20 protein-coding genes are annotated in these 25536 nt (G+C 71.9%); 10 read left to right on the top strand and 10 right to left on the bottom strand.

Features of this window, described 5'->3' with window-relative positions; genetic code table 11:
• Nucleotides 1–15: 15 nt before the first annotated feature.
• A complete protein-coding gene (locus ACIRF8_RS19000; RefSeq protein WP_404216292.1) occupies nucleotides 16–591 on the bottom strand; it encodes a DinB family protein in 576 nt (191 codons plus the stop codon).
• An 81-nt stretch (nucleotides 592–672) separates the two neighbouring features.
• Between ACIRF8_RS19000 and ACIRF8_RS18995 the strand changes: the two genes are divergently transcribed.
• From ACIRF8_RS18995 to ACIRF8_RS18985, 3 genes are read left to right on the top strand one after another with little or no spacing between them, the layout of a single operon-like run.
• Nucleotides 673–939, top strand: coding sequence for a hypothetical protein (locus tag ACIRF8_RS18995; RefSeq protein ID WP_404216290.1), 267 nt, complete (start codon nucleotides 673–675; stop codon nucleotides 937–939).
• Nucleotides 940–983: 44 nt separating this feature from the next.
• Nucleotides 984–2210, top strand: a complete 1227-nt coding sequence (locus ACIRF8_RS18990; RefSeq protein ID WP_404216288.1) for a 4-hydroxybenzoate 3-monooxygenase — start codon at nucleotides 984–986, stop codon at nucleotides 2208–2210.
• 36 nt (nucleotides 2211–2246) lie between these two features.
• The gene (locus ACIRF8_RS18985; protein WP_404216286.1) at nucleotides 2247–2717 is read left to right on the top strand and encodes an SRPBCC domain-containing protein; all 471 of its coding nucleotides are present in this window, start codon (nucleotides 2247–2249) and stop codon (nucleotides 2715–2717) included.
• A 91-nt stretch (nucleotides 2718–2808) separates the two neighbouring features.
• Here ACIRF8_RS18985 and ACIRF8_RS18980 read toward each other — a convergent pair whose 3' ends face one another.
• The 4 genes from ACIRF8_RS18980 to ACIRF8_RS18965 all read right to left on the bottom strand — a co-directional run bounded on the left by ACIRF8_RS18980 (nucleotide 2809) and on the right by ACIRF8_RS18965 (nucleotide 8304).
• Nucleotides 2809–5091 (bottom strand): beta-glucosidase, encoded by a 2283-nt coding sequence (locus ACIRF8_RS18980; protein ID WP_404216943.1) that lies wholly within the window; start codon nucleotides 5089–5091, stop codon nucleotides 2809–2811.
• Between the two features lie 107 nt (nucleotides 5092–5198).
• Nucleotides 5199–6041, bottom strand: a complete 843-nt coding sequence (locus ACIRF8_RS18975; RefSeq protein ID WP_404216942.1) for a carbohydrate ABC transporter permease — start codon at nucleotides 6039–6041, stop codon at nucleotides 5199–5201.
• On the bottom strand, nucleotides 6041–6985 hold the full coding sequence (locus ACIRF8_RS18970; RefSeq protein ID WP_404216941.1) for a carbohydrate ABC transporter permease: 945 nt from the start codon (nucleotides 6983–6985) through the stop codon (nucleotides 6041–6043). The genes ACIRF8_RS18975 and ACIRF8_RS18970 overlap by 1 nt, the downstream gene beginning before the upstream one ends.
• A gap of 11 nt (nucleotides 6986–6996) precedes the next feature.
• A complete protein-coding gene (locus ACIRF8_RS18965; protein WP_404216284.1) occupies nucleotides 6997–8304 on the bottom strand; it encodes an ABC transporter substrate-binding protein in 1308 nt (435 codons plus the stop codon).
• Between the two features lie 141 nt (nucleotides 8305–8445).
• Between ACIRF8_RS18965 and ACIRF8_RS18960 the strand changes: the two genes are divergently transcribed.
• The 4 genes from ACIRF8_RS18960 to ACIRF8_RS18945 all read left to right on the top strand — a co-directional run bounded on the left by ACIRF8_RS18960 (nucleotide 8446) and on the right by ACIRF8_RS18945 (nucleotide 12363).
• The gene (locus ACIRF8_RS18960; RefSeq protein WP_404216282.1) at nucleotides 8446–9480 is read left to right on the top strand and encodes a LacI family DNA-binding transcriptional regulator; all 1035 of its coding nucleotides are present in this window, start codon (nucleotides 8446–8448) and stop codon (nucleotides 9478–9480) included.
• Between the two features lie 128 nt (nucleotides 9481–9608).
• Entirely contained in the window at nucleotides 9609–10604 is a 996-nt protein-coding gene (locus ACIRF8_RS18955) for an alpha/beta hydrolase (protein ID WP_404216280.1), read from the top strand.
• A 71-nt stretch (nucleotides 10605–10675) separates the two neighbouring features.
• Nucleotides 10676–11311, top strand: coding sequence for an RNA polymerase sigma factor (locus tag ACIRF8_RS18950; RefSeq protein ID WP_404216278.1), 636 nt, complete (start codon nucleotides 10676–10678; stop codon nucleotides 11309–11311).
• The gene (locus ACIRF8_RS18945; protein ID WP_404216276.1) at nucleotides 11308–12363 is read left to right on the top strand and encodes a CU044_5270 family protein; all 1056 of its coding nucleotides are present in this window, start codon (nucleotides 11308–11310) and stop codon (nucleotides 12361–12363) included. Before ACIRF8_RS18950 ends, ACIRF8_RS18945 begins: the two co-directional genes overlap by 4 nt.
• Before the next feature lie 27 nt (nucleotides 12364–12390).
• Here ACIRF8_RS18945 and ACIRF8_RS18940 read toward each other — a convergent pair whose 3' ends face one another.
• From ACIRF8_RS18940 to ACIRF8_RS18925, 4 genes are all read right to left on the bottom strand, one after another.
• Nucleotides 12391–13755 (bottom strand): DEAD/DEAH box helicase, encoded by a 1365-nt coding sequence (locus ACIRF8_RS18940; RefSeq protein WP_404216274.1) that lies wholly within the window; start codon nucleotides 13753–13755, stop codon nucleotides 12391–12393.
• Nucleotides 13756–13930: 175 nt separating this feature from the next.
• Entirely contained in the window at nucleotides 13931–14911 is a 981-nt protein-coding gene (meaB, locus tag ACIRF8_RS18935; RefSeq protein ID WP_404216272.1) for a methylmalonyl Co-A mutase-associated GTPase MeaB, read from the bottom strand.
• A gap of 12 nt (nucleotides 14912–14923) precedes the next feature.
• Nucleotides 14924–17119 carry a methylmalonyl-CoA mutase gene (gene scpA / locus ACIRF8_RS18930; RefSeq protein WP_404216270.1) on the bottom strand — a complete coding sequence of 732 codons (2196 nt, stop codon included), beginning with the start codon at nucleotides 17117–17119 and terminating at the stop codon, nucleotides 14924–14926.
• On the bottom strand, nucleotides 17116–18930 hold the full coding sequence (locus tag ACIRF8_RS18925) for a methylmalonyl-CoA mutase family protein (protein ID WP_404216268.1): 1815 nt from the start codon (nucleotides 18928–18930) through the stop codon (nucleotides 17116–17118). The genes scpA and ACIRF8_RS18925 overlap by 4 nt, the downstream gene beginning before the upstream one ends.
• Before the next feature lie 257 nt (nucleotides 18931–19187).
• Between ACIRF8_RS18925 and ACIRF8_RS18920 the strand changes: the two genes are divergently transcribed.
• Nucleotides 19188–22559 (top strand): CARDB domain-containing protein, encoded by a 3372-nt coding sequence (locus tag ACIRF8_RS18920; RefSeq protein ID WP_404216940.1) that lies wholly within the window; start codon nucleotides 19188–19190, stop codon nucleotides 22557–22559.
• Between the two features lie 79 nt (nucleotides 22560–22638).
• On the opposite strand, the gene ACIRF8_RS18915 is transcribed toward ACIRF8_RS18920, so the two are convergent.
• A complete protein-coding gene (locus tag ACIRF8_RS18915) occupies nucleotides 22639–23013 on the bottom strand; it encodes a PPOX class F420-dependent oxidoreductase (RefSeq protein ID WP_404216939.1) in 375 nt (124 codons plus the stop codon).
• Between the two features lie 164 nt (nucleotides 23014–23177).
• Between ACIRF8_RS18915 and ACIRF8_RS18910 the strand changes: the two genes are divergently transcribed.
• Together ACIRF8_RS18910 and ACIRF8_RS18905 are read left to right on the top strand one after the other, a co-directional pair.
• Nucleotides 23178–25193, top strand: coding sequence for an ATP-binding protein (locus tag ACIRF8_RS18910; RefSeq protein ID WP_404216266.1), 2016 nt, complete (start codon nucleotides 23178–23180; stop codon nucleotides 25191–25193).
• Between the two features lie 112 nt (nucleotides 25194–25305).
• Nucleotides 25306–25533, top strand: a complete 228-nt coding sequence (locus ACIRF8_RS18905; RefSeq protein WP_404216264.1) for a hypothetical protein — start codon at nucleotides 25306–25308, stop codon at nucleotides 25531–25533.
• Nucleotides 25534–25536 lie beyond the last annotated feature (3 nt).

Below are 25536 nucleotides of genomic sequence, written 5' to 3'. Positions count from 1 at the left end.
GCAGGGCCGGCGCGGCTAGCGTGACGTCGCGGCCTGCTCGGCCACCTTCTGGAGACGGTCGCGGTACGCCTGCCACCACTGCGGATCGTCCGAGGCCAGGCTGTCGTTGTCCGCGCGCCACCCCACGGCGCCGTCCAGGCCCTCGCGCAGGATGTCGGCGTGCCCGGCGTGCCGCTGCGTGTCGCCCAGCACCCGCACCAGCGCATGGTGGAACGTCACCTCGTCGCGGCCCTCCGGCCACCACGGCACCTTGCCGACCGTGTCCAGGGGGAGTTCGCGCACCGAGGCGTCGGTGTGGGTCCAGGCGCGCCGGTAGCGGTCCACGATCAGCTCGCGCGTCTCGTCGGCGGTGGCGTACAGGTCGTCGTCGGGACCGGGCATCGGTTCGCCGTGCGACCTGCCGAAGACGTCGCAGAGGTAGCCCAGTTCCACGGCCGTCGCGTGCTTCACCAGGCCGAGGAAGTTCGTGCCGGTCGGCGTCAGGGGGCGGCGGACGTCGTACTCGGACAGCCCCTCCAGCTTCCACAGGAGGGCGTCGCGGGCATCCTGGAGGTACCGCAGCAGGTCCGTCTTCTGTTCGATCTCGCTCATGCCAGGAGTCTGCCCCGCGTGCCCGGCCGGGCCAAGAGCCACCGGCGGCCGATGTCAGTGGCGCCTGCGAAGGTGGAGGGCATGGACGAGGAGGAGTTCATGCGGGGACGGGTGTACGGCGCGGACCACGAGGACGCGGGCCCACGGCCGTGGCGTGCCTACGCACAGTTGGTGGGCGGGCCGTTGGACGGTCTGCTCCTCGACGTCACCGACCGGCTCGCCGAGGAGGCGCGCGGCGTCGTCGCGCTCCCCACCGAACTCGGCGCGTTCGGCCCGGGGGGCCGCGCGCTGTACGGGCCCGTGGACGCGGCCGGGCGCCGCCTCGCCTGGCAGGGCGATGCGCCATGACGCCGGACGATGGCAGGGCCGGAGGGGGCCGACATCATGACCGCGTGACCTCCTCGCCGTCTCCCGGCCCCGGTTCCGCGCAGCGTGTCCCGGTGGTCATCGTGGGCGCCGGCCCGGCGGGACTCACCGTGGGCAACATCCTCAGGGCCGCCGGTATCGACTGCGTGGTCCTGGAGTGCGAGACCCGTGCGTTCATCGAGCGGCGCCCGCGCGCCGGCTTCCTGGAGGAGTGGGCGGTGCGCGGCCTCGACCGGCGGGGCCTCGCCGGGAACCTGCTCGCCAGGGCGGAGCGGCACGCCGCGTGCGAGTTCCGCTTCGAAGGAGAACAACACCGCTTCCACTACGGCGAGCTGACGAACAGCCACCACTACGTGTATCCGCAGCCACTGCTGGTGACCGACCTGGTGCGCGAGTACGCCGACGTGCGCGGCGGCGACATCCGCTTCGCCGTCCGCGACGTCCGCCTGCACGACCTGGGCACCGACCGGCCCCGCGTCTCCTACACCTGCCCGCGGACCGGCCGCGTACAGGTGCTGCGCTGCGACTTCGTCGCGGGGTGCGACGGTGCCCGCGGGGTGAGCCGCGGCGCGCTGCCCCCGGGCCGGGCCCGCGTCGCGCGGCACGACTACGGCATCGGCTGGCTGGCGCTGCTCGCCGAGGCGCCGCCGTCCGCGGACTGCGTACTGTTCGGCGTCCACCCCGACGGCTTCGCCGGCCAGATGCCGCGCAGTCCCGACGTCACTCGCTACTACCTGCAGTGCCCGCCCGGCGACACCCCCGGCGACTGGCCGGACGACCGCGTCTGGGAGCAGCTCCACCGCCGCCTCGCGGCGACCGGCGCCGCACCGCTCACGCGCGGCCCCCTCATCGAGAAGCGCGTCCTCGACATGCATGACTACGTCGTCGAGCCGATGCGCCACGGCCGCCTGTTCCTGGCCGGTGACGCCGCCCACCTGATCGCGCCGATCGCCGCCAAGGGCATGAACCTCGCCCTGCACGACGCCTTCCTGCTCGGCGACGCCCTCACCGCGCGACTGCGCGGGCTCCCGGGCGCCGAAGCCCTGTCGGACGCGTACTCACCGGCGTGTCTGCGCCGCGTATGGGACTACCAGGAGTTCTCACAATGGCTTTCGGACATCTACCACGGGGCGGCCACCGGCGACCCGTTCCGCGCGGGCGTCACCCTGGCGCGGCTGCGCCGCCTGTTCACCTCGCCGCGCGCCGCCGCCGCCTTCGCCGAGCAGTACCTGGGCGCGGCGGAACGCTACTGACGGGCCGCGCGGCCGTGGCCCGGTCGGAGTGGCGCCATGTATGAGACGCGGATGTCCCACCACGTGGACGCCCCGCCCGGCGCCGTCTACCGCGCGCTGCTGGACGCCGACGCGGTCGCCGTGTGGCGCGTGCCCGACGGGATGCGGGGACAGGTCCATGTGTTCGAGGCGCGCGAGGGCGGCAGGTTCCGCGTCTCGCTCACGTACGAGACGCCCACGGGCACCGGTAAGACGGCCGCCCGCACCGACACCTATGGCGGCAGCTTCGTCCGGCTCGTCCCGGACGAGCAGGTGGTGGAGGAGCTGGCCTTCGAGACCGACGACCCCGCCCTGCGCACCACCATGAGGATCACCACCACGCTCCGCGCCGCCGACGGCGGCACCGACGTCCTCCTCGTCCACGAGGGCGTCCCCGACGCGGTCCCGGCCACCGACAACGAGACGGGCACCCGCATGGCCCTGACCCATCTCGCCCACTACGTGGAGGACCGCGCACGCCGGGCCTGACACCGGCACATCGAGGCCTCACGAAAGTTTTCGCCGCGTCGCGCGTCGTGTGTCCGGCCGCCCCTGACCGGCGGCCGGACACACGGACCGGTCAGGCGCTCGGCACCGGCTCCGTCACCAGTCGCGCATGCAGTCGGCGACGGTGGTCGACCTCCCGGACGGCCCCCGTGAGGGTGACCCGCGCGGTCAGCAGCGGCCGAGTGCTCGACGCGCTCAGACGCAGCTCCAGTTCGCCGGGCTCGACGATCCGGCGGCCCGCACGCCCGGTGAACGAGGCCAGATCGGCCGGGACCCGCGCCCGCACCCGCACCGCCTCGCCCGGCGCCAGTTCGGCAAGCCGCAGATAGCCGACGAGCCGCTGGACGGGCTGCACCACCGAGGCGACCGGGTCGTGCAGATAGAGCTGGACGACCTCGGTGCCGGGCCGCTCCCCGGTGTTGCGGACGGTGCAGGAGATCTCGAACTCGCCGTCCGTGGGCGCCGCCTGCCCCGCCACCTCCAGGTCGCTCCACTCGAACGTCGTGTAGGAGAGCCCGTGGCCGAAGCCGAACGCGGGCCCCGGATCGAGGTTCGACACCTCCGAGGCATGCCCGAGCCGCGCCGCGAGATACGTCGCGGGCTGCGCCCCGGCCTGCCGCGGCACACCCACGGGCAGGCGGCCCGAGGGCAGGACGCGACCGCTGAGGACTCCGGCCAGCGCACGCGTCCCCTCCTCGCCGGGGAAGAAGGTCTGCACGACGGCGGCGGCCTCGTCGACCGCCCGGCCCAGGACGTAGGGCCGGCCCGCGAGCAGCGTCACGACGACGGGGACCCCCGTGTCCAGCAGGGCGTCGAGCAACTCGCCCTGGGCCCCGGGCAGATCGAGCGACGCGACGTCGCAGCCTTCGCCGCTGGTGCCGCGACCGAACAGTCCGGCCCGGTCGCCGAGCGCCGCGACGACCACGTCGGCGCCGCGCGCCAGCTCGACGGCCGCGGCGAACTCCTCGCCGCGCGGCGCGTCCACGGCACCGAGCCCGGGCGCCGTGACGATCTCGGCACCGGGGTACTCCGCCGCCAACGCCTCGCGCAGGGTGGGCAGTTCGATGCCGAGCGGGGTGTCGGGCGTACGGCTGCCGACGTGGACGGGGAAGGAGTAGCAGCCGAGGACGGCCGTGGGGACCTCCGCGAGAGGGCCGATCACGGCGACGCGAGCGGGCGGCGTCGCGAGGGGAAGCGTGCCGTCGTTGGCCAGGAGCACCACGGACTCCTCGGCGACGCGGCGGGCCAGCTCGCGGTTGTCCGCGGGGTCCAGGTCGACCGTGCCCCGCGCCTGCCGCGCGTCGACACCCGTCAGGGCGGCGGGGGTCGGGTCCCAGTCCGGGTCGAGGAGACCCAGCTCGGCTTTCTGGGCGAGGACCCGGCGGGCCGCGCGGTCCACCAGGTCCTCCGGCACGAGCCCGTCCGCGATCGCCTTGCGCAGCGGCTCGCCGAAGGCCTTCACCGTCGGCAGCTCCACGTCGACGCCGGCGGCGAGCGCGGCGCCCGCGGCCTCCCCGAGCGAACCCGCCACACCGTGCAGGGTCTGGAGGAAGGCGATGCCGAAGTAGTCGGCGACGACGGTCCCCCCGAAGCCCCACGTGTCACGGAGCAGCCCGGTCAGGAGCTGTTCGTCGGCGGCGGACGGGATGCCGTCGGTGTCGGTGTAGGCGTGCATCACGGACCGTACGCCGCTCTCCCGCACGGCCATCTCGAACGGGGCGAGCACCACGTCCGCGAACTCGCGGCCGCCCATGGAGACCGGGGCGAGGTTGCGTCCGGCCCGGGACGCGGAGTATCCGGCGAAGTGCTTGAGCGTGGCGACGATCCCGGCGGACTCCAGGCCCTGGATGTAGGCGGTGGCGACCGTGCCGACGAGATAGGGGTCCTCGCCGATCGTCTCCTCGACCCGGCCCCAGCGGGCGTCGCGCACGACGTCCAGGACCGGGGCCAGGCCCTGGTGGACGCCGACCGAGCGCAGGTCGCGGCCGATCGCCGCGGCCATCTCACGGACCAGCGCGGGGTCGAACGTGGCGCCCCACGACAGCGGCACCGGATAGGCGGTGGCGCCCCAGGCGGCGAACCCTGCCAGGCACTCCTCGTGGGCGAGCGCGGGGATGCCGAACCTGTTGGCCGCGGCGATCCGCCGCTGCGTCCGCGCCAGCGACAGGGCGCCGACGGCCGGGTCGACGGGCGCGGTCCCGAACGGCCGGGTCAACTGCCCGAGCCCGTGCGGGAGCAGCTCGTCGAGGTCGACCGCCTCCTCCATGTCGTGCTGGTACGGGGCGACATCACCGCCCTCCGCCGAGGCCCCCACCCAGACGCCGAAAAGCTGGGCGATCTTCTCCTCGAGGGACATCTCGGCGAGCAGGGCGTCGGCCCGGTCCGCGGGGGCGGCCTCGGGGTCGCGCCACAGCGGGGCGGGGGACGCGTCGGGTGCTCGGTCCGCTCGGGTCATGTGGTCGGTCACTTTCCTCCGACTCCCATCAGCCCCTGGACCAGGGCACGACGGGCGAACAGGTAGACGATCAGGATGGGGAGCATGGACAGCACGACCGCGGAGAGCAGGCCGGGGATGTCGACGCCGTGCTCGGTCTGGAAGTCGTAGAGGCCCATGGTGATGACCTTGGACTCCGTCGACTGCGTGAGGACCAGCGGGAAGAGGAAGCCGTTCCACGCCTGGAGCGCGGAGTACACGGTGATCGTCGAGAGGCCGCTGCGGGACAGGGGCAGCACCAGGCGGAAGAAGATCCGCCACGGTGACGCGCCGTCCATCGTCATCGCCTCGTACAGCTCCGGTGTGATGTCCCGCATGGCGCCGGTCAGGATGAGCGTGCACACGGGCATGGCGAAGGCGGCCGTCGGCAGGATGACGCCGATGAGGTTGTCGTAGAGGCCGGCCTCGCTGATCACGTAGAACATCGGCACGATGACGGCCTGCGCGGGGATGGCGAGGCCCAGCAGGAACAGCCGGAACACGCCGCCGGTGAGCCGGCCCTGGCCGCGCACGATGGCGTACGAGAGCGGCGGCACGAGCAGCAGGACGATGCCGACCACGCAGACCGTGACGAGCAGGGTGTTGACGAAGTACTGGCCGAAGCCGCTGTTGAAGTTGTTGATGTAGTTGTCGAGCGTGAAGTGGTGCGGAAGGGACAGGGGCCCGTTGCCGCCGTAGTCGGAGCGCGACTGGAACGTGGCCACCAGCATCACGTACAGCGGCAGCCCGACCAGGAAGAGCCAGACCAACGAGCCGAATCCGGCGAGGTAGTTGGGGCGTTCCCGGCGGCCGGTGCCGGTTCTCGTGCCGATCACAGGCCCTCCATCTGGCTGCGCATCTTGTCGTAGCCGGACAGCCGCACCATGACGAGCGAGACCACCGTGGCGACAAGGACGAGGAGGAGGCCGACCGCGGAGGCCGAGCCGTAGTCGAAGCTCTTGAACGCCTTCTGGTACATGTAGTACGCGCTGATGGTGGTGTCCGTGCCGGGCCCGCCCTGGGTGAGGATGAGCACCGTGTCGAACGTGGTGAGGCCGCCGACCACCATCAGGATCGTCGAGGTGATGATGCTGTTGCGCAGTTGCGGCAAGGTGATGTGGAAGAACTGGCGGACCGTGCCCGCACCGTCGATTTGCGCCGCCTGGTAGAGGACCGGCGGCACCGCGCGGGCCGCGCCCTGGTAGATCAGCGTGTGCAGCGGCGTGAACTGCCAGGTGCTCACGAAGACGAGGACGCCGATGGCGGTGGTCTGGTGCCCGAAGAGGTTGCCGTCGCCGAACAGCCAGGTGGCCTGCGCCGGCACACCGAAGTTCGGGTCGAGGACGGCGCGCCACAGGACGGACACGGCGGCGGCCGACAGCAGCAGCGGCACGAAGTAGATCGCGGACAGGACGGCCCGGTTGCGCTGGTGCCCCGCGGCCCAGACCCCGAGGAGCAGGCTGAGCGGCGTCTGGACGGCGACGCCGAGCACGGTCAGCAGGAGGCTCAGCCACAGGCTCTTGAGCATCACGGGGTCGGCGAAGAGCTTGTGCCAGTTGTCGAGGCCGACGAACTCCGGGTCCGTCAGGCCGTTCCAACTGGCGAACGACAGGACGGCGACCAGGACCAGCGGTACGAGGGCGAAGAGACCGAAGAAGAGCGCGGCGGGGACCGCCCAGCCGACGCCGGGGCGACCCACCCCGGTGCCGCGGGCCTCGTGGCGCTCCGGGTCGGCTGAGGTGCGCACGCGCTGGTCCCGCGTGCGCTTCTCGGTCATGAGATCACTGGTCATGACGTGGGCAGCGCCTGCATCGCCTTGATGAAGCCGTCCTCGTCCAACTGGCCGTTGAAGAACTGCTGGACGGCCTGGTACATGGAGGTCGCCGCGGACTGCGGGTAGGCCTGGTCCCACGACAACTGGAAGGAGGGCGCCTTCTTCACCAGGTCGTACTGGAACTTCGCGTACGCGGGGCTCGCCGCCTCGTCCAGGTGCTCGGCCGTGTTGGTCGTGGTGGGCAGGTTGCCGATGCCGAGGTGTGCCTTCACGAACGTGTCCGAGTACTGCATCTTCAGGAACTCCGCGACCGCCTCGGGGTGCTTGGTCTTCTTCAGGACGGAGTAGAAGTTGTTGGTGTTGCCGACAAGGTCGTCCGCCTCGCCCTTGCCGCCGGCGACGGTCGGGAAGGCGGTGTACCCGAAGTCCTTCTTCGCGAACTCGGGGTGGGCCTCCTGCTGCGTCGAGTACTCCCAGGAGCCCATCAGCTCGAACCCGGCCTTGCCGGTGGCGAGCAGGGTGGGCGAGCCCTGATCGGTGAACTTCACGGAGTCGTAGTTGGAACCGAACGCCCCGGCGTCGACCAGTTCGCGGATCATGCCGAGCGCCTTCTTGCTGTCGGCGCTCTCCCAGGCCGACTTGTCGCCCTTGACGGCCTTCTGGAACAGGTCGGGCCCGGCGATGCGGTCGTAGAGGTACTCGAACCACATCAGGGTCGGCCACCGGTCGCCGCCGCCGAGGGCGATCGGCGTGACGCCCTCGGACTTGAGGGCCTTGACGGCGTCCAGCAGCTCGTCCCAGGTCTTGGGCGGCTTGACGCCCGCCTTGTCGAGGACCTTCTTGTTGTGGAAGAGGAGGACCGGCTGGGTGCCGCGCATGGGAACGCCGTACGGCTTGCCGTCGACCAGGGCGCTGTTGAACACGGACGGCAGGAAGTTCGACCTCAGCCCCGGGTCCTTGGCGATGAAGTCGTCCAGGGGGAGCAGCAGGCCCGCGTCGACGAACGGCTTGATGCTGCCGCCGCCCCAGTTGTAGAAGACGTCCGGGGCCTGCTTGCCGCTGATGATCGTCTGGAGCTTGGCCTGGTAGTCGGCGCCCGGGATGGTGTCCAGGACCGCCTTGACCTTCGACTTCTTGTTGAAGTCGGCGATCAACTGCTTCTCCACCTTGTTCGCCGAGTCGCCGTAGACAAGGACGTGGATCTTTCCGTCGTCACCGCCGCCGACCGAGTCGGAGCCTCCGCAACCCGACAGGGTGAGCAGCAGGGTCAGCGCCGCCCCGCCCGCGGCGACAGATCTCGGCAGCCGTACGCGTAGAGTCATGGTTTCGCCCTCCCGAAACTCTTTCGGTCGAAGTACCGAAAGTTCACACGTCGGGACGCTAGGTGTCGTCCACGGAGGGGTCAACCCCGCGTAGTCGAGTTACCAAAGTGTTACGAGGTGGGGGCGGTCGGCCGGTGCCTTATGCTCCTCCACATGCGAGATGACGAGGAGTTGGGCCGGATCACCCTGGCGCAGGTGGCCCAGGAGGCGGGGGTCTCCATTTCGACAGTTTCGAAAGTGCTCAACGGGCGTCAGGACGTCGCGGGCCAGACCCGGATCAGGGTGGAGCGCCTCCTGGAGGAGCACGCCTACCGGCGCACGACCCGGGCCGCCCGCGAGGCCCCGCTCATCGAGCTCGTCTTCCACGAGCTGGAGAGCGTCTGGGCGCTGGAGCTCATCCGCGGCGTGGAGAAGGCCGCCAAGGCCCACCAGGCCAGCGTGGTGCTCACCGAGAGCGGGACGCGCCAGGCGCCGGGTCCCGAGTGGATCGAGGGCGTGCTCCAGCGCAGGCCGCGCGGTGTCGTCCTCGTCTTCTCCGCGCTGCCCACGGAGGTCAAGCAACGGCTGCGGTCGCGCTCCATCCCCTTCGTCATCATCGACCCGGCAGGCGACCCCGACCCCGACGTGCCCTCGGTCGGCTCGGCCAACTGGAACGGCGGCCTTGTCGCCACCCGGCACCTGATCGAACTCGGGCACCGCAGGATCGGCATCATCACCGGCCCCGGCGACATGCTCTGCTCGCTGGCCCGCCTCGACGGCTACCGCTCGGCGCTGAGCATGGCCGGACTCCCCGCCGATCCCGACCTCGTGCACTACGGCGACTTCCACGTCGAGGGCGGCAGGGAACGCACCGTGGACCTCCTCGACCTGCCCGACCCGCCCACCGCGATCTTCGCGGGCAGCGACCTCCAGGCACTCGGCGCCCTGGAGGCGGCCCGGCTGCGCGGCCTGCGCGTCCCCGAGGACCTGTCCGTGGTCGGCTACGACGACGTGCCGCTCGCCCAGTGGTCGAGCCCCGCCCTGACCACCGTGCACCAGCCGCTTCGGCGGATGGCCGAGGAGGCCGTGCAGATGCTCATGCGGCTGCGGGTGCGGGAACCGGTGACGACGCGGCTCGAACTGGCGACGAGCCTGGTCGTCCGCAAGAGCACGGCGGCACCGGCCGCGACCACATGAATCACGTGTACATGCCTTGACTGTCGGTCTCGGCCGCACGCACCGTTGCGGGGTCGCTCCCCGTCGACCGGTGGCGACACCCTGCCGCTCGTCCCCGGCCGCCACCGACCGCACCGACGGGAGCCGCCATGACCCCCGCACCGACGATCCGCCGCCTGCTGCTCGCCCTGGCCGCGCTCCTGTGCACCCTCGTACCGCACGCGCCGACAGCGGCGGCGGCCCCCCGCGGCGGCGCCGAGGTCGTCGCGGTCGAGCGGGTCGCCGACCGCCAGGTGGATCTGTCCGTCCGCTCGCCGGCGCTCGGCGACCGCACGGTGAACGTCCGCCTGCTCACCCCCGACGGCTGGAACCCGAAAGACCGCCACCGGCACTGGCCGACGCTGTGGCTGCTGCACGGATGCTGCGGTGACTACACGTCATGGACGAGCATGACCGACGTCGCGAACATCGAGAGCCTGCGCGACGTCCTCGTCGTCATGCCCGAGGCCGGCTGGAACGGCTGGTACAGCGACTGGTGGAACCACGGGCAGGGCGGCGCCCCCGCGTGGGAGACCTTCCACACGCAGGAGTTGCGCCGGCTCCTCGAACGCGACTGGGGAGCGGGTGGACGCCGCGTCGTGGCGGGCCTGTCCATGGGCGGCCAGGGCGCCCTGATGTACGCGGCCCGGCACCCGGGCATGTTCAGGGCGGCCGCGGCGTACTCCGGCTCCGCCCACCCGCTCCTGGACGACGAGTCCGTCCACCGTCTCATGGGCTTCTTCGCGGGACAGGGCGGTGACCCGCGCGACGTCTGGGGCGACCCCGTCGCGCAGCGCGCGATCTGGGCGGCCCACGACCCCTACCACCTGGCCCGGCGCCTCACGTCGCTCCCCGTCTACCTGTCGTGCGGCGACGGAACCACCGGCCCCCTGGACCCGCCCGGCCCCACCAGCGACCTCGAAGCGGACTTCGACCGCCAGAACCACGCCCTCGCCGACGAGCTCCACCGCCTCGGCGCCCGCCGTCTGACCACCCACTTCTACGGCCCCGGCACGCACGCCTGGGCGTACTGGCAGCGCGAACTGCACGCGTCGCTGCCGATGCTCCTCGACGCACTGAGCCCGGAGCACCCACCGGTACCGTGAGCGGTGGACGCGGACGACGGGCATGGCGCACATCACAGGAACTCCGCCGGGGCGGCGGAGAGATAACGACTGTGAGGGACTCAGAAAACGATCTGCGCGCGCGGGTGCGGGCCGGTGAACGCGGTGCGTTCGCCGAGCTGTACGAGCAGTGCGCCGGCCCCGTCCATCAGCACGCCCTGTGGCTCACCGGCGACTGGTCGACGGCCGAAGACATCATGTCGGAGACGTTCCTGACCGCATGGCGGTCCAGGGAACGGGTGCACCCGGAGGGAGGTTCCCTCCGTCCCTGGCTCCTCGGGATCGCCACGCACAAGGCGGAGAACGCCCGGCGCGGCCTGCGCCGCCGCCTGGCGTTCCTGGCCCGCCAGCCCCGGCCCGCCGACGTCGCCGACTTCGCGCCCGAGGTCGCCGGACGCATCGACGACGCACGCCGCCTCGCCGCCGTCCAGAGCTCCCTCGACCGGCTGCGGCGCCACGAGAGGGAAGTACTGACGCTGTGCGTGTGGTCGGGCCTCGACTACCGGCAGACCGCCGAGGCGCTCGGCGTCCCCGTCGGCACCGTGCGCTCGCGCCTGGCGCGGGCCCGCGCGAAACTCGCCCGGTTCGCCGACGAGGCACAGGAGAACCCGGAACCCCGCGCCGCCCGCGGAGAGATGACAGGTGAAGCCGCGCTCGCGGCCCTGCCCGTGAGGGAGGAAACGGCATGAACGACAAGCGTGTCGACGCACACGCCGAGGCGGACTCCGACGCGGACGTCGAGGAGATCGCCCGGCTGCTGCCCGCCCCGGCCCGCCGGCACCTCCCTCGCGAGCAGCACCTTCACCACAAGGAACAACTGATGCAGCGCATCGACCACGACCAGGTCGCCTCTCGCCCCCGCCCCACCCGCCGTCTGCCGCGCCCCGCCCTCCTGGTACCGGTGACGGCGCTCGCCCTCGGCGGCCTCCTCACCGCGGGCGTCGTCGTCGCCACCGGCGACGACGCACCGGCCACCACGGCGACCCGGCGCCACGATGCCCACGGCACCCGGCCCGCGACGGTTCTGCTGGACCAGATCTCCGTCGCCGCCGGCAAGGGCGACGCCCTCCAGGTGCGGGACGACCAGTTCGCCTACACCCGGGAGAAGGGCACGGGCGCGGATCTGACCAGCGGCAAGGCGGTCGTCGGCCCCCTCCGGGAGACCGAGACGTGGAGCGCGCAGCGACCGGGCCCGCTCCGCAAGCTCGGCATCACCAGGACCGACGGCGAGACCCTGCCCATCAACGCCGAACTCGGCGACACCGACGGCACCCCCGCCGGTCTCAGCCGGCCCACCTACCGCTGGCTCGCGTCCCTGCCCACCGACCCCGAAAGACTGCTGACGTACCTGTACGCCAAGACCCCGAAATTCGAGGGACAGGAGCGCGACCAGGAGGTCTTCGAGTGCATCGGCGCCCTCGTCGGCGGGGTCATGCCGCCCGGGACCGCCGCCGCGCTCTACCGGGCCGCCGCCATGATCCCCGGCGTCAGCGAGGCGCCCGCCGCGCATGACGCCATCGGCCGGCACGGCGTGGGGATCTCCCGCGACGACACGACCTTCGGCACCCGCACCGAGTGGGTCTTCGACAAGCGGGATCTCACCTACCTCGGCGCCCGCAGCTATCTGATCAAGGACACCCGCTACGGCAAGGCCGGCACCCTCATGTCGAGCACGGCCGTCCTCGCCCACGCGGTGGTCGACAAGGCCGGACAGGAACCGGCCACCACACGGCGGAGCTGAGGTACGGCACGTGGGCGCGGCCCGGGGTCAGCGCCCGCGCCGCACCTGCGCGGCCTTGCGCGCCTCGGCCAGCTTGCGGGCTTCGCCCGACTTGCGGGACTTGCCGCCGCGGGAGGCGTCCTTCGAGGTGCCGAGACCACGGAACGGCGTGTTGGTGTTCTTGGGCTTGGCGGCCCCCGCGGGCGCGCTGTCCAACGGGTTGCCGGAAGGAGTCATCGCCCCGGTGATCCGGCTCAGCTCCGCCTCGCCGGAGCGCACCTTGGTGACCGTCGCCTCGATACCGGCCTCGGCCATGATCCGGCTCACCTCGCGGCGCTGCCCCGACAGCACCAGCGTGACGACCCGGCCGGACTCCCCGGCCCGGGCGGTGCGGCCCGCGCGGTGCAGATAGTCCTTGGGATCGGTCGGCGGGTCGACGTTGACGACGAGATCGAGGTCGTCGATGTGCAGGCCGCGGGCCGCGACGTTGGTCGCCACCAAGGCGGTGAGGTGACCGTCCTTGAACTGGGCGAGGGTCCGGCTGCGCTGCGGCTGCGCCTTGCCGCTGTGCAGGGCGGCCGCGTGCACACCGCTGGCCCGCAGATGCCGGGTGAGCTGGTCGACGCCGTGCTTGGTGTCCAGGAACAGCAGGACGCGGCCGTCACGGGCGGCGATCTCGGTGATGACGGCGTAGCGGTCGGGGCCGTGCACGACCAGCACATGGTGGTCCATCGTCGTGACCGCGCTCGTCGACGGGTCGGCCGAGTGGACGACGGGGGAGTTCAGATAGCGGCCCACCAACGCATCGACGTCGCGGTCCAGGGTGGCCGAGAAGAGCATGCGCTGACCGTCGGGACGCACCTGGTCGAGCGCTTCGGTGACCTGCGGCAGGAAACCCATGTCGCACATCTGGTCCGCCTCGTCGAGGACGGTGATCCGTACGCGGCCGAGACGGCACGCCTTGCGGTCCACGAGGTCGTGCAGCCGGCCGGGGGTGGCGACGACGACCTCCGCCCCGTCGCGCAGCGCGGCGATCTGGCGGCCGATCGACACACCGCCGACGACCGTGGCCATCCGCAGCCGCAGCGCCTGCGCGTACGGCGTGAGCGCCTCCGTGACCTGCTGCGCGAGCTCCCGGGTCGGTACGAGGACGAGGGCCAGGGGCTGCTTGGACTCCGCGCGCCGCCCGGCCGTCCGCACGAGCAGCGGCAGGCCGAAGGCGAGGGTCTTGCCCGAACCGGTGCGCCCGCGTCCGAGGACGTCACGCCCGGCGAGGGCGTCGGGCAGCGTCGCGGCCTGGATCGGGAACGGCTCCCGCATGCCGTGCTCGGTGAGCGTGCGCAGCACCTCGGCCGGCAGGTCCAGGTCGGCGAAGGACGTGACCGGGGAGCTGTCGCGGTCCGGGTGGTTCATGGGGAGCCTTCCGTGAGGGGAACGTGCGGGGAAGGCCCGACAGGGGTGACTGACCGATGAACTGGGACCGCCCAAACGGTTGAGACTAACACCGAAGCGAGCACACCGTCCGCTCTGGGCCTGTCTGTGCCTGTTTGGTTCTTTTTGGTCCTGTCTGAAACTGTCTGGGCCTGTCTCAGCGACCGCGGAAGGCGTCCAGGATCCGCTCGGCGGCCAGGGTGGCGGTGAGCTCGCCGTCGCGCACCCGCCGTTCGAGCCCGGGTGCCAGGGAGCGGACGGCGGGGTGGGCGGTCAGGCTGCCCAGCAGTTCGTCGCGGACCATGGCCCAGGCCCAGTCGACCTGCTGGTCGCGGCGCCGCTCCGCGAGTCGGCCCGAGGTGTCGAGCAGGGTGCGGTGCTGTTCCAGGCGTTCCCACAAGGCGTCCAGGCCGGTCGACTCGCGGGCGCTGCAACTGAGCACGGGCGGCGTCCAGAAGGCGTCCCTGCCGTGCATGAGCCGCAGCGCGCCCGCCAGTTCGCGCGCGGCGGCGCGTGCGTCGCCCTCGTGCGGGCCGTCCGCCTTGTTGACGCCGACCACGTCGGCCAGTTCCAGGACGCCCTTCTTGATGCCCTGCAACTGGTCGCCCGTCCGCGCCAGGGTCAGGAGCAGGAAGGAGTCGACCATGTTCGCGACGGCCGTCTCCGACTGGCCGACCCCGACCGTCTCCACCAGCACCACGTCGTGTCCTGCGGCCTCCATGACGACGATCGACTCGCGCGTCGCCTTGGCGACACCGCCGAGCGTGCCCGCGCTGGGGGAGGGGCGGACGAACGCCGCCGGATCGACGGCGAGGCGCTCCATGCGGGTCTTGTCGCCGAGGATCGACCCGCCGGTCCTGCTGGAGGACGGGTCGACCGCGAGCACGGCGACGCGGTGGCCCAGCCCGGTGAGCATGGTGCCGAAGGCGTCGATGAACGTCGACTTGCCCACCCCGGGCACCCCGCTGACCCCGATCCGCCGCGCCCGGCCGCTGTACGGCAGCAGGGCGGTCAGCAACTCCTGCGCCAGCGCCCGGTGTCGGGGGCGGGTGGACTCGACGAGGGTGATCGCGCGGGCGACGACGGCCCGCTTCCCGTCGAGCACACCCTTGACATACGTGTCGAGGTCGATGGCCATGGACTCACCGGCTCACAGGTCTGTGGCCGGACGGTGCCCGAGGTCGGCCGCGAGGCGTGACACCAGGTCGTGGGCCGCGTCCGGGATGACCGTGCCGGGCGGGAACACCGCGGCGGCGCCCATCCCGAGGAGCGTGGCCACGTCCTGCGGCGGGATGACACCGCCGACCACGATCATGATGTCCTCGCGCCCCTCCTCGGCGAGCGCCTCGCGCAGCGCCGGTACGAGGGTGAGGTGCCCGGCGGCCAGCGACGACACCCCGACGATGTGCACGTCCGCCTCGACGGCCTGCCGCGCCACCTCGCCCGGGGTCTGGAAGAGCGGGCCGACGTCGACGTCGAAGCCGAGATCGGCGAAGGCGGTCGCGATCACCTTCTGCCCGCGGTCGTGCCCGTCCTGGCCCATCTTGGCGACCAGGATGCGCGGCCGGCGCCCCTCGGCCTCGGCGAACTCCTCGACGCGGGTCCTGGTGCGGTCCACGGCCCCGGACGCGCCTGCTTCGTTGCGGTACACGCCGGAGATCGTACGGATCTGCCCCGCGTGGCGCCCGTACACCTTCTCCAGGGCGTCGGAGATCTCCCCGACGGTGGCCTTGGCCCGCGCGGCGTCCACCGCGAGTTCCAGCAGGTTGCCGTCGCCCCCGGCGGCGCGGGTGAGGGCGTCGAGCGCGTCCCGGCAGGCCCTCTCGTCGCGTTCCTCGCGCAACCTGCGCAGCTTGGCGATCTGCTGGGCCCGCACGGAGGAGTTGTCGACGGCCCGTACGTCGATCTGCTCGTCGGACGCCACCCGGTACGTGTTGACCCCGATGACGGGCTGGCGGCCGGAGTCGATACGTGCCTGGGTGCGGGCCGCCGCCTCCTCGATCCGCAGTTTGGGGATGCCCGCGTCGATGGCCTTGGCCATGCCGCCCGCCGCCTCGACCTCCTGGATGTGCTGCCAGGCGCGGCGGGCGAGGTCGTACGTCAGCTTCTCGACGTACGCGCTGCCGCCCCACGGGTCGATCACCCGTGTCGTCCCCGACTCCTGCTGGAGCAGGAGCTGGGTGTTGCGGGCGATGCGCGCGGAGAAGTCGGTGGGCAGGGCGAGCGCCTCGTCGAGGGCGTTGGTGTGCAGCGACTGGGTGTGACCCTGGGTCGCGGCCATCGCCTCCACACATGTGCGTGTGACGTTGTTGAACACGTCCTGCGCGGTCAGCGACCAGCCCGACGTCTGCGCATGGGTGCGCAGCGAGAGGGACTTGGCGTTCTTCGGCTCGAACCGACCGACCAGCCTGGCCCACAGCAGCCGGGCGGCGCGCAGCTTGGCGATCTCCATGAAGAAGTTCATGCCGATCGCCCAGAAGAACGACAGGCGCGGTGCGAAGGCGTCCACGTCGAGGCCCGCCGCACGGCCCGCCCGGAGGTACTCCACCCCGTCGGCGAGGGTGTACGCCAGCTCCAGGTCGGCCGTCGCGCCCGCCTCCTGGATGTGGTAGCCGGAGATGGAGATGGAGTTGTAACGGGGCATCCGCCGCGAGGTGTACGCGAAGATGTCGGAGATGATCCGCATCGACGGCTTCGGCGGATAGATGTAGGTGTTGCGGACCATGAACTCCTTGAGGATGTCGTTCTGGATGGTCCCGGCCAGTTGCTCGGCGGGCACACCCTGCTCCTCGGCCGCCACGATGTAGAGGGCCAGTACGGGCAGCACGGCGCCGTTCATCGTCATCGACACCGACATCTTGTCCAGCGGGATGCCGTCGAAGAGCTGACGCATGTCGTAGATCGAGTCGATGGCCACACCCGCCATGCCGACGTCACCGGTCACACGCGGGTGGTCGCTGTCGTAGCCGCGGTGCGTGGGCAGGTCGAAGGCGACCGACAGGCCCTTCTGGCCCGCGGCGAGGTTGCGCCGGTAGAAGGCGTTCGATTCCTCGGCCGTCGAGAAACCCGCGTACTGCCTGATCGTCCAGGGCTGGTTCACGTACATCGTCGGGTACGGGCCGCGCAGATACGGCGCCACACCCGGGAAGGTGTCCAGGAAGTCCAGGCCCTCCAGGTCCTGCCCGGTGTAGAGCGGCTGGACCGCGATGCCCTCGGGTGTCTCCCAGCGCAGGTCGTCACCGTCGGCGGCCCGCTTCACCGCGTCGCGCCACTCGTCGGGACCGGTGTCCGGCGCGGGGGTGCCCAGCTCGACGCCGGTGAAGTCGGGGATGCGGGGGGCGGTCATCGGGAGACTCCCATGCGGTCGAGCGCGGCGGACAGCACGGCCACGGCGTCGCAGCCGGCGAAGACATATGTGTCGACCCCGGCGTAGTCGCCGGGGCGGCCCGCGAGGAACACGTGCCGGGCGCCCGCGGCCCGCAGGTCCCGCGCGACGGCCACGGCCCGCTCCTCGTACAGCGGGTCGCTGGAACACAGGCACACGTCGCGCGCGCCGCTCTCCTCGAACGTGCCCGCGGTGACGGGCTCGACGCCGCCCGCCCGGAACAGGTTGGCCGCGAAGGTGAGGCGGGCCGTGTGCGCGGCGGCCGGGCCGAGCGCGGCCAGATACACGCGGGGCCGGGCACCGGTCGCGGCGAGGTGTGCGTCGGAGCGGGCCCGCAGCGCCTCGAACGCCTCGTCCCTGCGCACCCGGGGCAGCCCGCCGGACGAGGTCTCGGGAACCGGCTCGCGCGGGACGGGCTTCTCCTCCAGGTGCGGGAACTCGCTGACGCCGGTGACCGGTTCGCGCCGCGTGGCGAGCTTCCGGCTCCGCGCCGACCACGTCTCGGCCAGCCGGTCGCGGACCATGCCGGAGCGCAGGGCGGCGGCCTGACCGCCCGTCCGCTCGATCTCCTGGAAGAACTCCCAGCCCGCGTGGGCGAGTTCGTCGGTCAGCCGCTCCACGTACCAGGAGCCGCCCGCCGGGTCGATCACCCGCGCCAGGTGCGACTCCTCGATCAGGATGCTGGAGGTGTTGCGGGCGATGCGCCGGGCGAACGCGTCCGGCAGGCCGAGCGCGTGGTCGAAGGGCAGCACCGTGACGGAGTCCGCGCCGCCCACCCCCGCGGCCAGGGTCGCCACCGTGGTGCGCAGCATGTTCACCCACGGGTCGCGGCGCGTCATCATCACCGGCGAGGTCACCGCGTGCTGGAGCTGCGCCCCCGACCGCGGCGCCCCGCAGGCCTGGGCGACGCGCGCCCAGAGCCGGCGCGCGGCACGGAACTTGGCGACGGTGAGGAACTGGTCCGCCGTGGTCGCGTAGCGGAACTCCAGTTGCGCGAGGGCCTGTTCGACGTCGAGACCGGCGCCGGTCAGCTCACGCAGGTAGGCGACACCGGTGGCGAGGGAGCAGCCCAGTTCCTGCGCGGCGGAGCCGCCCGCCTCGTGGTACGGCAGCGCGTCGACGGTCAGCGCGCGCAGCCCCGGGTACCGCCGCGCGCACAACCGGGCCAGTTCGACGACGGGCGCGGTGTCGCAGGTGCTGCCCGTACGGGCCTCGTGGCCCAGCGGGTCCGCGCCCAGGTTGCCCCGGGCCGCGTCGGGGGCGAGTCCCCTGTCCTCGTGCAGCCGCAGCAGGTGGCGGGCGGCGGCCTCCGTCTCCGCGCCCGCGTCGAGCACGACGGGGGCCAGATCGAGATGGACGCCGTCGAGAGCGTCGCCGAGGGCGGTGACGGGGAGGGCGGTGCCGTCCCCGACCGTCAGCCACAGCGACGTGACGCCGTTCTCCAGGTCGGCCAGCACGGTGGCGGGGTCGGCGACGGTGTGCCGCTGGCGCACGTCCCAGCCGCCGCCCGTGTTCCCTGCGGCGCGGCCACCGCGTACGAAGGGGGCGAAGCCGGGCAGGCCGGTGGGTGGCGCGTCGTCGCGGGCCGTGTACAAGGGGCGGGCGCGCAGCCCGTCCTCCAGCGTGGTGGACAGGGCGTCTTCCGCCTCGGCGGCCGAGACCTCCTTGCCCGACCTGCGCAGGACACCCGCGACCAGGTGCTGCCACTGCTCATGCGTCGCGCCGGAGAACTCGGCTGCCAGGGAAAGCCCGTCGTCAGGCAGGACCGTCATGCTCGGATGCTAGGTCAGGTCGACAGACGAGCAGCAGAGGGCAGAGGTGTGACCTTGTTTACCTTGCCCGTAGGGCGCCGACCCTCTATCGGTGCAAAAACTGGTCGCGACCGTTGACACCTCTAATGCATGACGCGAATCTGTCACTCGAAAAGACGCAAAAAATTGACAGAGTAACTCAATACTTGGATGACGGACCGGCTGAACCGCGCCGTGCCGGACCTCCGAGGAACCCCTCAAGGAGTGTCATGGTGGGAATGACAGGGGCACGTCATAGATGGCGATGGCTGGCCGGCGCGGTGACGGCGGGGCTGCTGACCGTCGGCCTCGTACCGGCGACGGCCCAGGCCGCCGAGGCGCAGAACGTGGCGCTCGGCAGACCCGCCACGGCGCAGGCCACGCACGACGGGTACCCCGCGGGCAACGTCACCGACGGCAGCCAGGCCACGTACTGGGAGGGCCCGGCCGGGGCGTTCCCGCAGTGGGTCCAGATCGACCTGGGCCGTACGGTCGACATCGACGAGGTGGTGCTGAAACTCCCCGCCTCCTGGGAGGCCCGCACCGAGACCGTCGCCGTGCAGGGCAGCGCTGACGGGCAGGACTTCACGACCCTCTCGGCCGCGGCGAAGCGGGCCTTCGCCCCGGCCTCCGGCAACCGGGTCGCCGTCGACGTCACCGCCGAGACCCGGTACGTGCGCGTGCGGATCAGCGACAACACGGGCTGGAACGCGGCCCAGTTGTCCGAGGTGGAAGTGGTCGGCACGCCCGGCGGAGGAGACCCGCAGGACCCGCCGCCCGCAGGGACCAACCTCGCCCTGCGCAAGCCCATCGAAGCGACGTCGACCACGCAGAACTACGTGGCGCCCAACGCCAACGACGGCAGTACCGACACCTACTGGGAGGCGAGCGGCCAGTCCGCCGCGCTGACCGTCCGGCTCGGCTCCGAGGCGGACCTGACCGGCGTCGTCCTCAGGCTGAGCCCCGACGCCGCCTGGAGCACCCGTACGCAGACCCTCCAGATCCTGGGCCGCAAGGCCGGCGCCACCGACTTCACCTCGCTGAAGGACCGTGCCACGTACACCTTCGACCCCGCGTCGAACCGGAACACCGTGACCGTCCCCGTCACCGGCCGCTACGCGGACGTACGGCTCCAGTTCTCCGGCAACAGCGGCGCCGGCGGTGGGCAGGTGGCCGAGTTCGAGGTCGTCGGCTCGGCCGCGTCCGCCCCCGATCTGACGGTGAGCGCCCTGACGTGGTCACCCGCGACTCCGTCCGAGGCCGACCCGGTCACGGTCGAGGCGACCGTCCGCAACACCGGGAGCGCCGCCGCGCCCGCGGGCACGGTCGACGTCAGCCTGGAGGGCACGGTCGCCGGGAGCGCCCCCGTCGGCGCCCTGGCCGCCGGCGCGTCGGTGAAGGTGCCCGTCAAGGTCGGCACCCGCCCCATGGGCAGCTACAGCGTCTCCGCGGTCGTCGACCCGACCGACGCCATACCCGAACTGGACAACTCCAACAACAGCCGCAACGCCGACACGAGACTCGTCGTCACCCAGGCGCCGGGGCCGGACCTCGAGGTCACCGGGATCGCCACCACCCCCGCCGCCCCGGCCGTCGGCGCGAAGGTCACCTTCGCCGTCACCGTGCGCAACCGCGGCACGAGCGCGGCGCCCGCCGGGACCGTCACCCGGCTCACCGTCGGCGGCACCGCGCTGACCGGCGCGACGGACGCCATCGCCGCGGGCGCCTCGACGACCGTCCCCGTCACCGGCAGTTGGACCGCCACCGACGGCGGCGCCGCCCTCACCGCGACGGCCGACGCCACGAACAAGGTCACCGAGACCAACGAGGACAACAACACCTTCGCCCGCACCCTCGTCGTCGGACGCGGCGCCGCCGTGCCCTACACCGAGTACGAGGCCGAGGACGGCCGCACCAACGCGACCGTGCTGACGACCGACGCGAAGCGCACGTTCGGACACACCAACTTCGCCACCGAGTCCTCAGGGCGCAAGTCCGTCCGTCTCGCCTCGACCGGCCAGTACGTCGAGTTCACCTCCACCACGCCCTCGAACTCGATCGTCGTACGCAACTCGATCCCCGACGCCGCCGCGGGCGGCGGACAGGAGGCGACGCTCAGCCTCTACGCGAACGGGACGTTCGTCCGCAAGCTCAGTCTCTCGTCCAAGCACAGTTGGCTCTACGGCACCACCGACGACCCGGAGGGGCTGACCAACCGGCCCGGCGGCGACGCCCGCCGCCTGTTCGACGAGTCCCACGCCCTGCTCACCACCACCTACCCCGAGGGCACGACCTTCCGGCTCCAGCGGGACAGCGGGGACACCGCCGCCTTCTACGTCGTCGACCTGATCGACCTGGAGCAGGTCGCCGCCCCGGCCGCCAAGCCCGCCGACTGCGTCTCCATCACCGAGTACGGAGCCGTGCCCAACGACGGCGTCGACGACGCCGACGCCATCCAGCGCGCCGTGACGGCGGACCAGGCGGGCACGATCCCGTGCGTGTGGGTCCCGGCCGGACAGTGGCGCCAGGAGAAGAAGATCCTCACTGACGACCCGCTGAACCGGGGCCAGTACAACCAGGTCGGCATCCGTGACGTCACTCTCAAGGGCGCCGGCATGTGGCACTCCCAGCTCTACTCCCTCATCGCGCCGCAGGACGCGGGCGGCATCAACCATCCGCACGAGGGCAACTTCGGCTTCGACATCGACGACAACACCAAGATCTCCGACATCGCCATTTTCGGCTCGGGCACGATCAGGGGCGGGGACGGCAACGCGGAGGGCGGCGTCGCGCTCAACGGCCGCTTCGGCAAGGACACCAAGATCTCGAACGTCTGGATAGAGCACGCCAACGTGGGCGCCTGGGTCGGCCGCGACTACTCCAACATCCCCGAACTGTGGGGCCCCGGCGACCGCGTCGAGTTCAACGGCGTCCGCATCCGCGACACCTACGCCGACGGCGTCAACTTCGCCAACGGCACCCGCAACTCGACGGTCTTCAACTCCTCGTTCCGCAACACCGGCGACGACGCCCTGGCCGTATGGGCCAGCAAGTACGTCAAGGACACCTCGGTCGACGTCGGCCACGACAACCACTTCCGCAACAACACCGTCCAACTGCCCTGGCGCGCCAACGGCATCGCGATCTACGGCGGCCACGGCAACACCATCGAGAACAACCTGGTCTCGGACACCATGAACTACCCCGGGATCATGCTGGCCACCGACCACGACCCGCTGCCGTTCTCCGGCACGACCCTGATCGCCGGCAACGGGCTGTACCGCACCGGCGGAGCCTTCTGGAACGAGGACCAGGAGTTCGGCGCGATCACCCTGTTCGCGCAGGGGCAGAACATCCCGGGCGTCACGATCCGCGACACCGACATCCGGGACTCCACGTACGACGGCATCCAGTTCAAGACGGGCGGTGGTGAGATGCCCGATGTCCAGGTCACCGACGTGACCATCGACAAGTCGAACAACGGATCAGGCATCCTCGCCATGTCCGGTGCCCGCGGCAGCGCCACACTGACCGACGTCACCATCACCGGCTCGGCGCAGGGCGACATCCTGACCGAGCCCGGATCGCAGTTCGTCATCAGGCGCGGCTGACACCCACATGACCCTTCGTCGCCGGCGTGTCCGAGGCCCCGCTGTCCACGCCGGCGACGAAGGCCGACAGAAGACGGCGTCACAGCGTGACGGCGATGCCGATGTTCGGTTTCCGCCGCAGGCGCAGAAGCCTGGCGAAGCCGTTGCCGACCCGGGACAGCACGTACTTCCTGGCGAGGAGGGACTGGGCGGCCTCGGTACCGGCCGCGTCGAGGAGGCGGGCGGTGCCGGTGAGGGTGGCGGCGCCCGGGGCGACCTTGCCGCGGACCGTGCACACGGCGACCGTCACGGCACTGTCGTTGCGAAGCCGCTTGACCTTCCAGGAGTCCGCGGGCGTGACCACGAGCAGTTCCCGCTCGTCCCGTGCCACGTGCCAGACGGGCGTGGCGACCGGCGTCCCGTCCTTCCGGTACGTCGTGAGGCTGATGTACTTGCTGCGTCGGATCTCGTCCATGGCGGTCACCCGCGGAGTCTATGGCGCCCTCCGGCGCGCCGGAGACCGATCGAAGATGCTCGTCCAGCCGTCAGAGCCGATCGTTTAAGGCCGTTTCTCGTGAGAGGATCCAGCCGCCCGCCCCGGCACGGCAGGATGGCACCGTGGTAGGCAACCTTCCCGTCATGACGACGAGTTTCGTCGGTCGCGTCAGCGAACTGGGCGCCGTCAAAACGGCGCTGACCGAGCACCGGTCGGTCACCCTCACCGGGGGCGGCGGCGTCGGAAAGAGCCGGCTGGCCCTGCGCGTCGCCGAGGAGGTGCGGGACGCGTACGCCGACGGCGTCTGGTGGGTCGATCTCTCCCACCTGTACGACGACCGGCTGTTCACCGCCACCGTCTGCGACGCCGTCGACCTCCTGGACCACAATCCGCGGGCCCCCATCGAGGCGCTGTGCGAATGGCTGGCCGGACGGCACGTCCTGCTCGTCCTCGACTGCTGCGAACGCGTCCTGTCCTCCAGCCGGCTCATGGTGAGCGAACTGCTCACCGCCGCACCCCGGCTCACCGTCCTCGCCACCAGCAGGGAATCACTCGGCGTCCACCGCGAGCGGTGCATCGAGGTCAGCCCCCTGTCCACGGACGACCACGCCGCCGACGCGGTACGCCTCTTCCGCGACCGGTGCGCGTCGACCGCCCCGGCCGTCTCCCTCGACGCACCGGGCGCCCCCGAGACCGTCGCCGCCGTCTGCCGCCGCCTGGAGGGCATCCCGCTCGCCGTCGAACTCGCCTGCGCGCGCCTGCGCGACCTCAGCCTCACCGAGGTCGCCGAGCGCCTGAGCTCCCGGCTCGACACCCTCGTCGACGAGACCGCCTGGCCCAAGCGCCACCGGGCCCTGCGCACCGCGATCGGCTGGAGCCACGAGCTGTGCACGCCCCGCGAACGCCTGCTGTGGGCCCGGCTCTCCGTCTTCCACGGCCCCGTCGAGGAGGCGGACGCGCAGGCCGTGTGCGCGGGCGGTCCCCTCAGCGACCACGACATCCCGCGCCTCCTGGAGCGGCTCGCCGACCAGTCCGTCCTCCAGCGCACCGGCACCCGCTACCGCATGCTCGACACCCTGCGCGAATACGGAGCCATGTGGCTCGCCGAACTCGGCGAGCGGGACACCCTCACCCGGCTCCACGCGGCACACTTCGCCGCACTCCTGGAACAGGCCGAGGCCGAATGGCTCAGTGACCGGCAGGTCTCCTGGTACACCAAGGTGTCCGACAGCCACACCGACGTACGCGCCGCCCTCGACCACCTCATCGCCGAGGACCCCGACGCCGCTCTCGACATGGCCGGCCGCACGGGCCTCTTCTGGCCCTGCTGCGGGCACCTCCACGAGTCCCGCGACTACCTCGAACGCGTCCTCGCCCTCGACACCCCCGAAGGCCCCTCCCGCACCCGCGCGCTCTGGGCCCTCGGCATCACCCTCACCCTCCAGGGCGACCACCGCGCCGCCCTGCGCACGGGAGAGCGGTGCGCGCAGGCCGCGCGGCGCGACGGCACAGCGGCCTCCGCCCTCTTCGCCGCCCACACCCTGGGTCTGACCCACCTCATGGCAGGCCGCCCGCAGGCCGCGTACGAGGTGAGCGACCGGGCCCTGATCGCCCACCGGACCTCACCCCCGGCGGGCGCGCCGCAGTTGTGCTGCATGGTGATCCGGACGTTCGCCCACTCCGCGCTGGGCCGACTGGCCGAGGCCTACGAGGCCGCCACCGGCCTGCGCCGCCTCAGCCTGCGCTACGGCGAACACTGGGCCCGCTCCTACGCCTTCCACCAGCTCGCCTTCATCGACCTGCTCCAGGGCCGCCCCCACGACGCGGAACGCCACGCCCGCGCCATGCTCATCAGCAAGCACAACCTGCGGGACAACCTCGGCATCGCCCTCGCCCTCGACCTCCTCACCGGCGCCAACGCCGCGCAGGGCAACGGCATAGGAGCCGCCCGCACCTCCGGGACCGGGAACACGTACTGGCGCATGCTCGGCCACCCGAACCACGGCACCCCCGAACTCTCCGAGGTCCGGGACCAATGGGAGCGCCAGGCCCGCACGGCCGCCGGGAACGACGCCTACGAGAAAGCCTTCCGCGCCGCCCTGAACGACGACGCCGAGGACGGTCTCGCCCTCGTCCTCCACGGGCCCACCCCCTCCTGAACCGCGCCCCGGCGAAGCGGCACGTTTCGTCTCCGCCGAACCCGGTACCCAGAGTCCGCGTCCGCGACCGGGCGTGCGGACCCGTGCCGGGTGACGAACAATGGAGGCTGCCATGACCGATCATCGACTCGAAGGCGCAGGCGAGGACGGGAAGCCCGTCCCCCGGGACATGCCCGACCAGCAGGCCGACGGGGACGAGCAGGTCGACGCGCCCGTCGAGCAGGCGGACCGCGGCGACGACGTCCCCGACACGGACGAGGCGGGCACGGGGCGACGCGGCGGACCCGGTTCCGGGACCGTGCACCCCGAGCACCCCGACCCCGACGAGCCGACAGCCTGATCC

This window comes from Streptomyces sp. NPDC102406, assembly GCF_044765725.1.
Lineage (GTDB): Bacteria > Actinomycetota > Actinomycetes > Streptomycetales > Streptomycetaceae > Streptomyces.
Note: the sequence above shows the minus strand (reverse complement) of the source record. Positions and strands in the feature narration are given on the sequence as shown.